16 protein-coding genes are annotated in these 15,068 nt (G+C 27.9%); 13 read left to right on the top strand and 3 right to left on the bottom strand.

Annotated elements, in window-relative coordinates; all coding sequences use genetic code 11:
* The first annotated feature begins 22 nt into the window (after nt 1–22).
* On the top strand, nt 23–712 hold the full coding sequence (locus PZA12_RS22335; protein WP_077843877.1) for a metallophosphoesterase: 690 nt from the start codon (nt 23–25) through the stop codon (nt 710–712).
* A 189-nt stretch (nt 713–901) separates the two neighbouring features.
* A complete protein-coding gene (locus PZA12_RS22330) occupies nt 902–1,780 on the top strand; it encodes an aldose 1-epimerase family protein (protein ID WP_103698836.1) in 879 nt (292 codons plus the stop codon).
* Nucleotides 1,781–1,867: 87 nt separating this feature from the next.
* Here the strand turns inward: PZA12_RS22330 and PZA12_RS22325 are convergent, their stop codons facing one another.
* Nucleotides 1,868–2,821, bottom strand: coding sequence for a methyl-accepting chemotaxis protein (locus PZA12_RS22325; RefSeq protein WP_103698837.1), 954 nt, complete (start codon nt 2,819–2,821; stop codon nt 1,868–1,870).
* A 39-nt stretch (nt 2,822–2,860) separates the two neighbouring features.
* Nucleotides 2,861–3,541: a DUF2225 domain-containing protein gene (locus PZA12_RS22320; protein WP_077837186.1), complete on the bottom strand. Its 681-nt coding sequence runs from the start codon at nt 3,539–3,541 to the stop codon at nt 2,861–2,863.
* A 194-nt stretch (nt 3,542–3,735) separates the two neighbouring features.
* On the opposite strand from PZA12_RS22320, the gene PZA12_RS22315 reads away from it, so the two are divergent.
* The 5 genes from PZA12_RS22315 to PZA12_RS22295 all read left to right on the top strand — a co-directional run bounded on the left by PZA12_RS22315 (nt 3,736) and on the right by PZA12_RS22295 (nt 8,903).
* The gene (locus PZA12_RS22315) at nt 3,736–4,527 is read left to right on the top strand and encodes a GTP pyrophosphokinase (protein WP_103698856.1); all 792 of its coding nucleotides are present in this window, start codon (nt 3,736–3,738) and stop codon (nt 4,525–4,527) included.
* Nucleotides 4,528–4,785: 258 nt separating this feature from the next.
* Nucleotides 4,786–5,565, top strand: coding sequence for a hypothetical protein (locus PZA12_RS22310; RefSeq protein ID WP_103698838.1), 780 nt, complete (start codon nt 4,786–4,788; stop codon nt 5,563–5,565).
* 17 nt (nt 5,566–5,582) lie between these two features.
* Nucleotides 5,583–6,671: an ATP-binding protein gene (locus tag PZA12_RS22305; RefSeq protein WP_077837188.1), complete on the top strand. Its 1,089-nt coding sequence runs from the start codon at nt 5,583–5,585 to the stop codon at nt 6,669–6,671.
* Between the two features lie 146 nt (nt 6,672–6,817).
* Nucleotides 6,818–8,152, top strand: coding sequence for a VWA-like domain-containing protein (locus tag PZA12_RS22300; protein WP_103698839.1), 1,335 nt, complete (start codon nt 6,818–6,820; stop codon nt 8,150–8,152).
* A 79-nt stretch (nt 8,153–8,231) separates the two neighbouring features.
* On the top strand, nt 8,232–8,903 hold the full coding sequence (locus PZA12_RS22295) for a hypothetical protein (RefSeq protein ID WP_077837190.1): 672 nt from the start codon (nt 8,232–8,234) through the stop codon (nt 8,901–8,903).
* A 126-nt stretch (nt 8,904–9,029) separates the two neighbouring features.
* Here the strand turns inward: PZA12_RS22295 and PZA12_RS22290 are convergent, their stop codons facing one another.
* A complete protein-coding gene (locus tag PZA12_RS22290; RefSeq protein WP_077837191.1) occupies nt 9,030–9,359 on the bottom strand; it encodes a HesB-like protein in 330 nt (109 codons plus the stop codon).
* A gap of 252 nt (nt 9,360–9,611) precedes the next feature.
* Between PZA12_RS22290 and PZA12_RS22285 the strand changes: the two genes are divergently transcribed.
* The 6 genes from PZA12_RS22285 (at nt 9,612) to PZA12_RS22260 (ending at nt 15,006) form a co-directional block, all read left to right on the top strand.
* Nucleotides 9,612–10,355 (top strand): hypothetical protein, encoded by a 744-nt coding sequence (locus PZA12_RS22285; protein WP_103698840.1) that lies wholly within the window; start codon nt 9,612–9,614, stop codon nt 10,353–10,355.
* Between the two features lie 115 nt (nt 10,356–10,470).
* Nucleotides 10,471–10,992: a dCTP deaminase gene (dcd, locus tag PZA12_RS22280; RefSeq protein WP_103698841.1), complete on the top strand. Its 522-nt coding sequence runs from the start codon at nt 10,471–10,473 to the stop codon at nt 10,990–10,992.
* Nucleotides 10,993–11,513: 521 nt separating this feature from the next.
* Nucleotides 11,514–12,458: a 2-hydroxyacid dehydrogenase gene (locus PZA12_RS22275; RefSeq protein WP_103698842.1), complete on the top strand. Its 945-nt coding sequence runs from the start codon at nt 11,514–11,516 to the stop codon at nt 12,456–12,458.
* A 212-nt stretch (nt 12,459–12,670) separates the two neighbouring features.
* On the top strand, nt 12,671–13,348 hold the full coding sequence (locus PZA12_RS22270) for a hypothetical protein (RefSeq protein ID WP_103698843.1): 678 nt from the start codon (nt 12,671–12,673) through the stop codon (nt 13,346–13,348).
* A gap of 27 nt (nt 13,349–13,375) precedes the next feature.
* Nucleotides 13,376–13,579: a hypothetical protein gene (locus tag PZA12_RS22265; RefSeq protein ID WP_017211237.1), complete on the top strand. Its 204-nt coding sequence runs from the start codon at nt 13,376–13,378 to the stop codon at nt 13,577–13,579.
* Nucleotides 13,580–13,782: 203 nt separating this feature from the next.
* A complete protein-coding gene (locus PZA12_RS22260; RefSeq protein ID WP_077843866.1) occupies nt 13,783–15,006 on the top strand; it encodes a sensor histidine kinase in 1,224 nt (407 codons plus the stop codon).
* Nucleotides 15,007–15,068 lie beyond the last annotated feature (62 nt).

The raw sequence follows: 15,068 nt of genomic DNA, 5'->3' as shown, positions 1-15,068 counted from the left end.
AGAAACACGGAAGGTGAGAAAAATGGCACTTTATACTATTTCAGATTTACACTTAGGTTTTAATGTTGAAAAGCCAATGGACATTTTTGGAGACAAGTGGAAAGCGCATTCTGATAAAATAAAAGAAAATTGGCTTAAAAAGATAACTGAAAAAGATATGGTGCTTATAGCTGGAGATATATCCTGGTCTTTGAAAGAGACGGATAGTAAATATGATTTGGATTGGATAAACGAATTACCAGGTAAAAAGATTATAAGCAAAGGAAACCATGATTATTGGTGGGGAAGCATATCGAAATTAAATAAGATGTATGAAAATACCAAGTTTCTCCAAAATAATTTTTATACTTATGAAGATTATGCTATATGTGGGACTAGAGGATGGATGTGCCCAGGCGGAGATAAATATACTAGCAAGGATGAAAAAATATATACCAGAGAACAGATAAGGTTGAAACTTTCGTTAGATGCTGCGAAAAATAGTGGATTTGAAAAGATAATTGTTATGCTTCATTATCCTCCTACAAATGATAAATTTGAGGAATCTGAATTTACACGAATGATTAAAGAATACAAAGTAGAAAAAGTTATATATGGACATTTGCATGGTCCAGTACTACTTGGAAAAGTATTAAATGGATATTTAGATGGAGTAGAATATATACTAACATCAGCAGATTACTTGAATTTTGATCCCAAAAAGATATTATGAGGCAGATAAATATAGAATAAAATTTATTCAACAAATATAAATAGAAGATTTGTTTGAGCCTAAAATTAATCTGAATAATATTAATAATAAGCAATTAGGTAATTGTATTTACATATTATTATAGATATAACTGTGATAAATACGTTATATCTCTTTACATAATTATAATAAGATTTGGAGTGACGTTTTATGATTTATTCCTTAGAAAATGAAAAAATTAAAATTACTGCTAGTGAGAATGGCGCTGAGCTACACTCTATAACAGGCAAGAAGGAAGGCACTGAATATCTTTGGAATGGCAATCCGGAATATTGGAAATACCACGCACCGCATTTATTTCCTATAATAGGAAAGTTAAAGGATTCTAAGTATAGAGTTGCTGGAAAGGAATATGAATTACCATCTCATGGGTTAGCAAGAATTTCTCAATTTACATTGCTAAGTCAAAGCAATGAATCTATTACTTTTGAGTTAAAGTTCTCGGATAAAAGTCTTGAAGTATATCCATATAAGTTTTCTTTGCAAGTTACTTATACTATTAAAGAAAATAGTGTAAAGGTAAGTTATAAAGTTATCAACTTGGATGATAAAAAAATCTATTTTTCAATTGGAGCTCATCCAGCATTTATGTGTCCAATTGAAAAAACAGAGATATTAGAGGATTATTATATTAAGTTTAATGAGATAGAGAATAGTTCAATTATGTGTTTTGATAAGAATACATATTTTACCCATGAAAAAAAAGATTATCTAACTAATAGTGATATTATTGAACTTAAAAAAGATATATTTAAAGATGACGCATTAGTATTTGATGATTTAAAATCAAATAAAATTACAATAAAATCAAAGAATCATAATAAGTCTTTAAGTGTGGAGTTTGATGGATTTCCTTACATGGGAATATGGGCTCCAGTTGATGGCGCTCCATTTGTATGTATAGAACCTTGGTTTGGTCATGCTGATTATGGAGATTTTAATGGAGAATTTAAGGATAAAGAAGGAATAATGTCATTAGAAGAAGGAAAAGAATTTAACTGTAGCTACATCATTTCTATTGAAGAATAAAATTATAGTATAATTGAAATAACAAAAGCTATCTAATTGAAAATATTAGATAGCTTTTGTTATTTATTAATAAATAGATTTTAAAATCTATGATAAATGTTCTATTGAATTACTCATCTTTTTAATAGCATCTTCTTGGTTATTAAGATCTGTAATAATTTCTTTTGATAAAGATTCATGTTCTTTGAAAAGAACGCTTATGTTATCAATAGAATTAATAACAGTATCTTTTGCTTCAGAAGCAGTAGTCAAATTCTCTATGCAAGTGCTAATTTCTTCAGTGGCATCTTCTATAGAAGTTTTAATATCAGAAAAACTAGTTTTAGCTTCTTGTAGTGAGTTATGTTGAGTTGTTAATGCTGAATTACCAGAATTCATTGCATTAGAAGCTTTTAATATGTCCACTTTAATTTCTTCAAGTATACTAGTTATACTTTGAACAGCAAGTTTTGAGTTCTCTGCAAGCTTTCTAACTTCACCTGCGACAACAGAAAATCCTTTACCAGCTTCACCAGCTCTTGCTGCCTCTATAGCCGCGTTTAATGATAGAAGATTAGTTTGGCTTGCGATTTGGCTTATGGAATCAGTTATACTATTTACAGACTCTAGTTTTGATACTAAAGCATTTACTGTTGAAGTTGATATTGTGAAAGCGTCTTCAAGCTCATTTAGAGATGTATCTAAATTTCCTATTGTATTTAATCCTGTATCAGCCAATTTATCAGTATCTAACACTTTAATGTGAACATTAGTAATGTTAATTGCTAAGTCTTCCATATTAGCACGAAAACCTGATAAAATATTCTTTACATTGCTTATTTCTCTATTTTGAGCTTCAGCAGAAGATACTAATTCTGATGCAGTAGATGAAGCGTTCTTTATAGAATTATCAATTAAAGAAGCTTTTTCTCTTAAATCATTGATGTTGGTTAAATTTTTTTGACTAGCGTTAGTATTGTTTTCCCCACTGTTAGAAACATTTGATACAATAGTTTCTGTCATAGTAGTATTTTTATTACTGTTTTTGTTAAAAAATCCCATGTTATATTCCCCCTTGAAATGATAAATAAAAATATATTTTTATGTGTTGGCAGTTTTAATTAAATCTTTTCCAACGCGAGCCATCTCTTTAATTTTATAAGAAGAATTTGTATTAACAATAGTTTTAGAGTACCATTGTAATGCATCTTGATTATTTCCTAATCTTCGGTTTAATTCTCCCAAAAGATACATTAAAGAATCTCTTTGTAAGCCATATATAGGAAAAATCTCAGTCATATAAGCAGTATTGAATCCTTCGAGAGCTTGTTTTAAAAATAAAGTTTCTTGAATACTATTATCCAATAATCTATACATCCAAGCAATTTTTAGAGAAATCATCCCTTTTGTACTGTTTGGTAAATCAATAAGCATGGCATTTAATAAGGCCAATTTATAGCGCTCAATTGCTAATTTTTCATCTAAGATATGTGGATATTCTCTCGGTTTCCATTTTGGTGTTACGTTGCTTAAAACAAGTTCTTTTTTATGCAATTTTAGTTTTTCGAAATCTGATCTCATTGCAGCGTAGCCGCACGAATTACATATTAATACATCATAAAAATACGGATTTACTACAGAGTATCTTATAAAGAAATCTGAATCCTTAGAAATAACTCGTGGTGACTTAGATTTAACTGTTTTAGCTTTAAAATGTGAATTACAAACAGGACAGATTATCTGTTTGTCAAAAAGATGATTTAATATACTCGTATCACTCATTTTCAGTCACCCCATCAAAAATACAATCTAGAATAAAATTCTATATTATACATTGATTATAACATATTAAACGCATTCATATGAATATTTTTTAAATAGTTTATTTATTATTAATTACACTTAATTTAAAGTTTTTGATATAATAGATAAGGATGAAATTGAGAAATGATAGTAATGTATTAAAGGGTGATATAATGGCAATGAATGATTGGAAGGTTTTCTTAATGCCTTATGAGCAAGCAGTAGATGAACTGAAAGTTAAGTTAAAATCAATTAGAAAAGAATATAGAAAAAAAAATGAATATTCACCTATAGAGTTTGTAACAGGAAGAGTAAAAGAAGTATCAAGTATGTTAGAAAAAGCTAACAAATTTGAAATACCAATAGATAGGATTAGATATGAACTTGAGGATATTGCAGGTATAAGAATAATGTGTCAGTTTGTTGATGATATAGACACAGTTGTGCAGATATTAAGAGAACGTAAAGATATGCAAATACTTTATGAGAAGGATTATGTAAGGAATGTCAAAGAAAGTGGTTATAGAAGTTATCATATGATAATAAAATATCCTGTAAATATGGCAGAAGGATTATTTGAAATTTTAGCTGAATTTCAAATAAGGACATTAGCAATGAATTTCTGGGCAACTATAGAACATTCTCTTAATTACAAATATAAGCAACATATACCAGAGCAATTAAAGGAAAAACTTAAAAGATCTGCGGATGCAGCATTTAGATTAGATGAAGAAATGTTAGAAATCAAAGATGAAATTAAAGATGCGCAAAAGTTGTTTGAGGTTAAATCGCATTTAATTTCAAATATAATGAATTTACTATTAACTTTAATTTCACTAGGTAAGGAAACAGAGGCAGCCAGATTCCAAAAAACTTTAAATAAGTTAATAGAAGATGGCGAAGTTTGGGAGCTAAATAGTTTATTGTTTTCTGTTAAAAGAGAAATTGAAAAATATACAGATTAAGAATTTTTGTATATTTAGTTCATAAGGAAAATTATGTTTTATTGTTCAAATAACTTAAAATATAGCTGTAGATTTTCAATATTTAAAAGAAATATCTGCAGCTATATTTTTTTATAGAATATTAAATATTTATTAAGTACCATCGAAGTAGACTGTGTTTATTAATCAAGCATAGTGAATATGTCGGCAATATCAAGTATAATGTTTTATATAGAAATAACATAATATGAAATTAATATATATAATAAGGAGATAAAAATGGATAGAGATCAACTATTATTGAGATTGAAAAACAATCCTGAATATATTCAGGAACTAGACAAAGTTGATGAGGAATTAGAATTATTTATTGTTAAGAATAATGGTAACAATATTAGATATATCAAGAATCCTAGCAGAGATGTACAAAAACAAGCTGTTGCAAATACTCCATTGTCAGTAAAATATATTAAAGACGTTAATGAAGAAATCGCTATAATGTGTGTTAAAAGTTTGTGGAACTCTTTAGAGTTAATAAATAATCCTACTGAAAAGGTGATAAAGGAAGCTATTAAGACTAAAGGATGGGCTATACAATTTGTAGAGAATCCTAGCGAGGAACTTCAATTATTAGCTGTTAGTAGGGACTATGATGCAATTAAATATATAGAGAATCCTTCTGAAGAAATTCAGCTTAAAGCTATAGAAAACTACTATGTAGCAATTAGATTTATAAAAAATCCAAGCCTTAGGGCGAAAATAAAAGCTATAGAACTAAATGGGGAAGCTATAAATTATATTTCTAACTATGATTTAGATGAAATAAAAAAATTTATATATGAAAATATAAATGTAGTTAAGTATATTTATGAAAGCATAGATGTAGAACTAGTAGTTGAGGTGCTTCAAGAAAAAATTAGACAAGATAATATTAGTAAGAAATACATTGAAGATTTTCTAGAGTTAGAGGTTTTGGAGATGGATAAAATTAATTTTGTTAGAGAATATGGAAGCACCAACGCTAAAAAGTTTCTAGTAGATTATAAATTATCTATATAAGAGTGGAGGCGAAAAGATTGAATTATTCAGAGTGTTTAAACACAGTAGATTTAATAGTTGCATCAAATGATGTACCTTTAATTATAGGAGAAAGTGGAGTTGGAAAGACTTCATTAGTTAAGCGCATAGCAAAAGAAAATGGGCATTACCTTGTTACAATAGATGCTAACTTACTAAAAGAAGGGGAAATAGGAGGACTTCCTGTAGTTGAAAATAGAACGACTATATATGCAACACATAGTAAGCTTATTGAAATCAAAAAAGCATTAGATGAAGACACAAACAGAAATGTCATTTTATTTATAGATGAATTGAATAGATGCGATCATGCTGTAGCACAAGAACTTATGAATCTTATATTAAATAGAGAGATTAATGGATATATATTAGATGAAAGAGTTAAAGTAATAGCTGCAATGAATCCTTCTAATAAAAATGATGGATTTAATAGTAGTCAATATGATGTTGTTGATATGGATCCAGCTCAAGAAGATAGATTTGTTTGGGTAAGGCTTGATTCTGACATTAAAGAATGGATTAAGTGGGGAATGAGTAAGGATGGAAATATTGACGAACATATAATAGAATTTTTGTCTACATTTCCAGAATATCTACATACTCCTGATTCAGAAGAAACAATAAAAGCTACTCCAAGAAGCTGGGAGAGAGTATCAAAAGCATATAAAATATTTGTGAAGAATAAGGGGAAATACTCTTTAGATACTTTACTGAATGTTGTAAAAGGAAATGTTGGAATTAGTATTGCAAATGATTTTGGAAATTTTTTAATCAATCTAAAAACACCTTTAGTAAAGGTTGAAGATATATTCAGCAATGATATTTTAAATTTTGAGCTAAAGGAAAAAATAGAAAAGGAAAATCATTCTAGATTATATATATTGTCAAAAAATTCGTTAAGATATTTAGAGAATAGTTCTATAGAAAGAAATTTAAGGCTATTTTCAGAACTTCTAAACTTATATCCAAGAGATTTGAGGCTTGGTATCATGAAGGAAATAAAAAGAGATTATACGGAAAATGGATTATATGAAAAGCTGCTGGCTACTGAAGAGTTTTTAGATGCATTTTTTAATATATTTAAGTGAGAATCCAAATCTATGATTTGGTTTATCGAACTTACTCAGCGAACGAATGTGAGTCGAGTTTCCTTTAAAAAGTAAAGTTACACCTAAAAATTGCTATTACAAATTAAGTTTATTGCAAGTAATCAATAAAAGAGGGGGAGGAGAGTATGGATTTTGAAGAAAAAAGACAGCAACTTTTAAAAGAGGCCTATCAATTGCGTGAAGATGATAAATTTAGTGACAATTATAAAAAAAATTTCTTTGAGTTAATAGAGGATATTATATTATATTTGCTGCAAACTCAAGATGTTTTTTTTGGACAATTCATGCTTAGAGTTCAACGGAAAATAAATACTACATTAACTGCGCCAGTAGCAACTATTCCAAAGCGTGATAGATTTGAGATGCATTTCAATCCATTTTTGTTTTTGGATTGTAATAGAAAAGAAATGGCAGCATTATTTAAACATGAAATATATCATATAATGAATTCTCATTTTGAAAGAGAAAGAAAATTGAAGGCTAGATTTAGTAAAGAGGCAGTAAATGTTGCTTTAGATATTTCAATTAATCAGTATATAAAAGATTTACCACCCTTTAGCAAAAGACTTGATGCAGTTAATATGGAATATAATTTGTCACTTGATGAAAATAGAAGTGTTGAGGAATATGCAGAAGAAATTCATAAATCAATTAAGTCTAGGATAAAGCAAGATAAAGTTGATAAAGATGATGATTCGAAATATGAAGTAGATATGTCAAAAGTCCATGATCTGTGGGAGGGTGCTCAAATAAGTGATGAAGATATTAGTAATTTGACTAAGAAAACGGCTCTAAGCGCTTATAATGAAAATACTCCAAAAGGATTAGAAAATATAATTCTAGCGTATAAAGAAAAAGCGGAAATACCTTGGCAAGTAGTACTTAAGAATATTCTTCCAAGTGTGAAATCAGGATATAAGAGGACAATAACAAGAAGGAATAGAAGGCAGCCGGAAAGATTAGATTTAAGAGGAAGACTACCTAAAAGTCAAACTGAATTAATTGTAGCAATAGATATAAGTGCCAGCATGAAGGATGGTGATATGCATAAGATACTAGTGGAGATACTGTCAATAACTTCAAATATTAAAAATAAAATCACAATTATAGAATGTGATAGTGAAATTAGAAAAGTATATGACTTAAGAAATGAGAATGACATAAGAAAGAGAAGTAAGGATAATGGATCTACGAAATTTACACCTGTATTTAAGTATATAAATGAAAATAATTTAAGAAGTGCTGTATTAATATATTTTACAGATGGTGTTGGAGAAAGAGAGCTTAAGGTAAAGCCAATTAATAAAAAAACTATATGGGTTATATCCGGAAATGAAGAATTATCATTAAAAAATCCCTATGGAGAGATTAAAAGAATAAATACTGAAAAGAAAGAAAGCTCAGGTGGAAATATCGGATTAAAAATGGTAAATGAAGCAATACATGATTGGGCTAGATAGGTAAATTATTAGCTAATTTTAAATAGGCAAACATAAGGGAATATGTTAAAATAAATTACAGTATAGAGGAGTGATATTCTTGACCAAAGGAACAAAAAATACAGATTATGTAAGGCTTTTATCTATACTTCTTGTAGTAAGTATAATATTTAATATATATGTATCATTTAAATTGAGCAATTATAAATACAAGCTAGGTCAGGAATCCTATACTAAGATAGAGGATTTTAAACAAAGAAATGAAAGTAATATGGACATATTGTCTAAAGGAATTGAAGAAAATAGTTTAAAAAATGAAGATTTATTAAAACTTTATAAGAATTATGATGAAATGTCTAATGACATAATAGAATTATGGCAACAGTATAGAGCGTATAATCAAAATGCAATACCGTTTTTTTCTAAGGTGATTAAAACAGATAAGATAATGGAAAATAATATAAATGAAAAAATAAAGGAGTATATGTTATCTACTTTAAGTAGAGAGATGAAGAAAGAATCAAGTAAAGTACAGTTAGAAAGTGAAGATTTACAATCTTTTAAATACATGTATGAAATTTCTTCAAAAACATATGACTATTTTAATGAATTTAATGAAGAAAATTTAAAGGGAGTCACAGGTGAAGATAAGGAAAGTAAAGTTATAAAAAATCATTATTGGATAGATCTTTTAGAAGGTATATATAAAATAAGTGATGATTATGGGGATGTACAGTGGAAAATAGAGTCGGTTGATAGTACAAATAAGTAAATTGATTAACAGTAGGACAAGAATTAAGCTTTTTGCAAGGTTAATCTTAGATGATGTAAGAACTTATAACAACAAAAAAATGTAGAATAAATATTCTACATTTATTCTACATTTTTTTGTATGATTTTAGTGGCATCCTGAGCAAGAACCACCGCATCCGCCTTCAGGCGCTATAACGGGCTTTAAGCTTAAACCATTACCTTCATTTTCATCAGAAGAAAGTATTATAAATCCACCAAATTGTTCTATTAGGGATTTTTCGTATATAAATGAAATATCATTCATTTTCTCAACTTCGTCAGCATCAGTAGCTTCTGAAACAGATATGTTAAAAACTGGGCCGCTACATGCATAACCAGCAAAATTTATTCTAATGTTGAAATCAGTTATTTTATTTTCTTCTAAAAAAGCTTTAAATTCATTATAAGCTTCTTCACTTATATTAACATTTTTCATATATAAACACCTACTTTGTGAAATATTAATGATATTAAATCATTAAAGTAAGTATAGCATATATATATTAAAATAAAAAGTTAATATTAATAGTTATATTATGGCTAAGAATGTGCTATTATATTATGGTTTATTGAATATATAATGTTAATAAATAAATTATACAATATTATACATAAATTGGAAAATGTGCTATAATAAATAGGACTATTAAAGATTTTGCATTAAATATTGTAAGAAGGGGAATTAACTATGAAACCATATAATAAAAGTTTTGTGTTCCAAGAGATAAAGCGATATAGTGACTTAATTAATCAAGGAACTTGTGGCGACTATAAAATAGTTAAAGATACCATAATAAAGCAAGAATTACAAGGTTATATGTATGAAAATGAAGAAGAATATGATATAGATATAATTCAATTATATAAAAATGGCAATGATTTAATGAAACTAACACCAGAGACAGTTGAAAGTTCATATGGAGCAATTTCTTTTGCTCACGGAAAAGTTGGTGTAATTGGACTTGGTATTGGATATGTAGTTCAAGAAATTGCAAAAAAAAATAGTGTAGAAGAAGTAATTGTATATGAAATTAGTGAAGAAATAATAAAATTATATAATAATAATTTTCCTAAAAATGAAAAAATACGAATAATAAAAGGGGATGCCTTTAAAGCAAAAAAGAATAAATTTGATTTCTTCTATGTAGACATATATAAATGTGAGTTAAGTTCCAAAATAGTTGAGGATTATAAAACTCTAAATGAGCTTCACGAAATTGAAGAATATGCATTTAGAGGATTAGAACATTTTTTATTAAGTTGTAAATATGAGGATATAGTGTGGATTTATATACCTGAAAATTGGATTTCAATGAGTAAGAAAGCATATGAAGCCCTTGATGCTTCAGGATATTTAAATAGCTATAAGCCTTTAGAAGAAGAGAATGTTAAAAAAATATTGTTTGAGTTTAAAGAAATATTAAATGCATAAATTCGCTTATATATTGTGATATTATTGGTTAGGCATTTAGAATTTATTAGCTTTAATACATTAAAACAATACATTATGAACTATTTATTAAAGTATATAGCTTGGAGGAAAACTAATGATATTATCAGGAAAAGAAATATTAAGAAATATTGGTAGTAATATAATAATTGAACCTTTTGATGAGAAAAAGATAAATCCTAATAGTTACAATTTGTCTTTACATAATGAATTATTAGTTTATGAAAATGATATTTTAGATATGAAAACTCCAAATCCAACAAAGGTTATAAAAATTCCAGAGGATGGATTATTACTAGAACCAGGCAAATTATATTTAGGAAGGACAAATGAATTTACCAGTACTAGTAAATACGTCCCTATGCTTGAAGGGCGCTCTTCAACAGGTAGGTTAGGATTATTCATTCACGTTACAGCTGGATTCGGAGATATTGGATTTTCAGGCTATTGGACGTTAGAAATCTTTTGCGTTCAACCAATAAAAGTTTATCCTAACGTAGAAATATGCCAAATATATTATCATGATATCCATGGAGAATATGATTTATATAGCAGTGGGAAATATCAGAATAATAAAGGAATACAGCCAAGTTTAATGTATAAAGATTTTGAAAAATAGTTGTATTTATAAGCAATACGTTCTAAAAATTTTAATCTATCAAAATCTGCATTAAGTCATCAGGTAATGCAAGGTAAGTACTCTTACAACGAATGAATTATATGGCTCAAAATTTATACATTATTATTTTAAAACTAAGTTGGTAAATATGCTCAGCTTACTAAGTCTTATTTACAATAATAAAATTAATATTTAGTAAGTTGAAGCAACAAATACGATATGTAAACATTATTTGCAAATTCATGTAATTTACCATATACTGATATTTCAATTTTATTTCCGAAATTGCGTTTAGAAATATCACGTATACGTTGGTTAATATGAAAAAAGGTTCGGATGTTTTCTTAGATACTCCAGAAGAAAATATCCGAATCTTTTTTCTATGAGGATAATTAAAATAAAAAATTTCACATATATCTATTCAAAAGATTCTAATAGGGATGTATCATTATAATATAGATAAAGCTCTTTTAACAAATCATTTTTAAATATAAATTAATATATAAAGGAGAATGAAGAAAATGAAATTAGTGATATTGGAGCCATTAGGTGTAAATAAGGATAAGTTATTGGGAATGGCAAAGGAAAGCTTAGGAAATGAAGTAGACATAATATATTATGATACAAGAGCAGAAGATACCGAAACATTAATAGAAAGAAGTAAAGATGCTGATGCTGTAGTACTATCTAATCTTCCATATAAAAAAGAGGTAATAGAAAACTGTCCAAATTTGAAAATGATTTGTGTTGCGTTTACAGGAGTAGACCATGTTGCAATGGATTACTGTAAGGAAAGAGACATTTTAGTATGCAATTGTGCTGGATACTCAACTGCTGCAGTTGCAGACTTAGTATTTGGTATGGTTATTTCTCTATATAGAAATATTATACCATGTGATAAGGTGACTAGAGAGGGTGGAACAAAGAATGGGCTTGTGGGATTTGAACTCGCAGGAAAGAAGTTTGGAGTAGTAGGGGCAGGAGCTATAGGTATGAGAACTGCTGCAATTGCTAAAGCATTTGGATGTGATGTATACGCTTATAGCAGGACTAAAAAAGATGTTGAAGGAATCAAATTTGTAGATTTAGATACATTAATGGCTACTTGTGATATAGTATCGCTTCATGTTCCACTAAATGAAAGTACTAAAGGATTAATAAATGATCAAAAACTATCATTAATGAAAGAAAGTGCAATCTTAATAAATACAGCACGAGGTCCTGTTTTAGATAGTTCAGCACTTGCAGAAGCTTTAAATAATGGCAAAATTGCTGGTGCGGGAGTAGATGTATTTGAAATCGAGCCACCAATTCCTACAGATCATGTATTGTTTGGAGCAAAGAATTTAATAGTTACTCCTCATGTTGCATTTGCAACGGCTGAAGCTTTCGAAAAGAGAGCGGTTATTGTTTTTGATAATATTGAAAAATGGTTAAAAGGTACTCCGCAAAATGTAATAAAATAAGATGGCTTATAGTTAAAAATTTATAATTAGTAAATTAAGAAGAAAAGCTATAGTGATTTGTTCCATAGTATAAATAGAAATCCCTTTTGAGGGATTTCTATTTTTTTATAAAATTTTTATAATTGCTTTAAAGGATTTTTAAAATTAGATTTTATAATGAATTCATAACAAGCAAGGAAATAAATCTTTGAAAATATTGGGAGGCGTTATAAATGAATAAAATTAAAGTATTATATGATGTATTTAAAACTATGAAGGAAAAAGAAGTGTTTAAAGGAAGCGTAAAATTGGAAGCAACCAAAGGAGATGTGAAAGTATTATCATTTTCAAATGAATTTGAAACTAATACTAAAAGTGGGGAAACAAAAGCTAATATAAATGTTGATTTAGATGCTGAAGGCAGAAAAGTAAAACATGAAAGTAATTCAGAATTCAATATAAAGAATTGCCCGCATCATGGATTTCATAGAGGAATGCATAATCATGGGATGAATATGCACGGAATGCATGGTCACGGTGGAATAAAAGGAGGACTTTCAAAAGTTACTTTTATATTAAATTTATTAAATAATGTGCAAGTAGAGGAAAAAGATGAAAAGGCTATTATTTCTTTAGAATTGAAAGAGGTATTTAAAGAAATCAAGGACATGCATAAAGAATGCCATAAAGGAATGGATGAAGAAAAGATAATGGAGCATATAAGACAAATGAAGGAAAGTGATGATAGAGGTTTTCATAAGCATCATAAATTTATAAAAGAATTATTATGTTCTGAAAACAGCGATGCTATATTAAAAATATATGCAAATAAAGATAATGAAGTTGAGAAAGTAGAAATTTCTTCTAAAGGCGAAAATGCTGTAAATGGATCACTAGATTTAGTTTGGTAAATTAATTAAGTTAGGAGATAGTAGTAAATGCCCAAATATCTTATTTGTACTAACACCAGAAAGTATAATGAATTAGTTGAAGCTCTAAATAATAGAGGAATTCAATTTGAGACAACGCATTGTGATAATAAATGCTTTAAATGTCGCACTAGAGTGATGATTAAAGAAGATGATAAATATATATATGCAACTGATGTGAAAAATCTATTAAGAAAAATGAGTATTTCTTAATGTAAAGAGGGGTTGAAATTCAGAAATCTCTAAATTATTGATGTAAAATTCAATTATTTAGAGATTTTCATTTATAAATAAATAAGGAACTTTGTTCTAAATCAAAATTTAAGTATCTCATAGAATTGATTTTATTAGAATTATTAATAGGCGGTTTTAATTTAATTTATTAAAAGTTAATTTGTAATGTTATAATCATTACAATGGTAGAAATTTATTTTAAGGTGGTGGAAAGCATTAGAAGATTTAGAGGAAGAGTTCATCCTTATTTTCATAATAGAATTGATGAAGAACATCGGGAATTTTTTGAAAAACTCAAAGAGTTAAATGAAATGCGTTATGGGTTAGTTTATGAGTATCAAAAAATACATCATAAACAATTTAATGAATTTAATAGGATACATAGATATCTAAGATGGATGCGTCCAACGGGAATTTTAATAAGCATATTACTTGTTTTTTCTATATTTAAATTTGTAGATGTAAAAGCAATTACTATATTTTTTGCAATAATTTTTATTATTCATCAAAGCTCTCATATATATATCACTATGAGAATGGAAAAAAGAATTATGAAACCTATAGAGAAGTTAAAAGATGGTGTTGAACAGATAGCTAGGGGTAATTATGACGTAAAAATTGATAACGACGTATATAATGAAATAGGAATTTTGATATATGATTTTAATAAGATGGCTGAAACCTTAAAAAAATCTGAAGAGATGAAACTTGAATATGAAGAAAATAGAAAAGCATTGATAGCTAATATTTCCCATGATTTAAAAACTCCAATTACTTCAATTAATGGATATATTGAAGCCTTAGTAGATGGTGTTGTTACTTCACCAGATAAAGTGAACAATTATCTAAATATAATTCATAATAATACTACTTATATAAATAACCTTATTGATGATTTGTTTTTATTTTCAAAATTAGATATGCAAAAGTTAGATTTTAATTTTGAGATAGTCAAATTTAAGGCATTTATGAGTGACCTTATGGAAGAGTTTGATTTTGTTCTTAAAGAAAAGGATATTGAATTTAAATTTGAAGATAGGTTGTCGGAAGAATTAGAAATTAACATAGATGGAAAAAGAATATATCAAGTTATTAGGAATGTTATAGGGAATGCTATAAAATATGGAAGGCAAAAAGATTCAATAATTAAAGTAGAATTAAGTAATAATAATGAATGGATTAAAATAGAAATTAAAGATAATGGTCCTGGGATTCCAGAAGATAAACTTTCAAATATATTTAATAGATTTTACCGTATAGATACAGAACGTACAAAAGACTTTATGAGTACAGGTTTAGGACTTGCAATTGCAAAGGAAATGGTAGAAGCTCATGGAGGAAAAATTTATGCATCAAGTATAATGGGGAAAGGAAGTACATTTACTATAGAGCTACCAATAAAGTGAAACTTTTCAGGTGGAGAGAACTATAGTTGAATTTATACCAACAAGGGGCACAATGCTCAGTA

It is taken from the genome of Clostridium beijerinckii (assembly GCF_036699995.1).
Taxonomy (GTDB): Bacteria; Bacillota; Clostridia; order Clostridiales; family Clostridiaceae; genus Clostridium; species Clostridium helianthi.
This window is presented reverse-complemented; position numbering and strand designations above follow the sequence as displayed.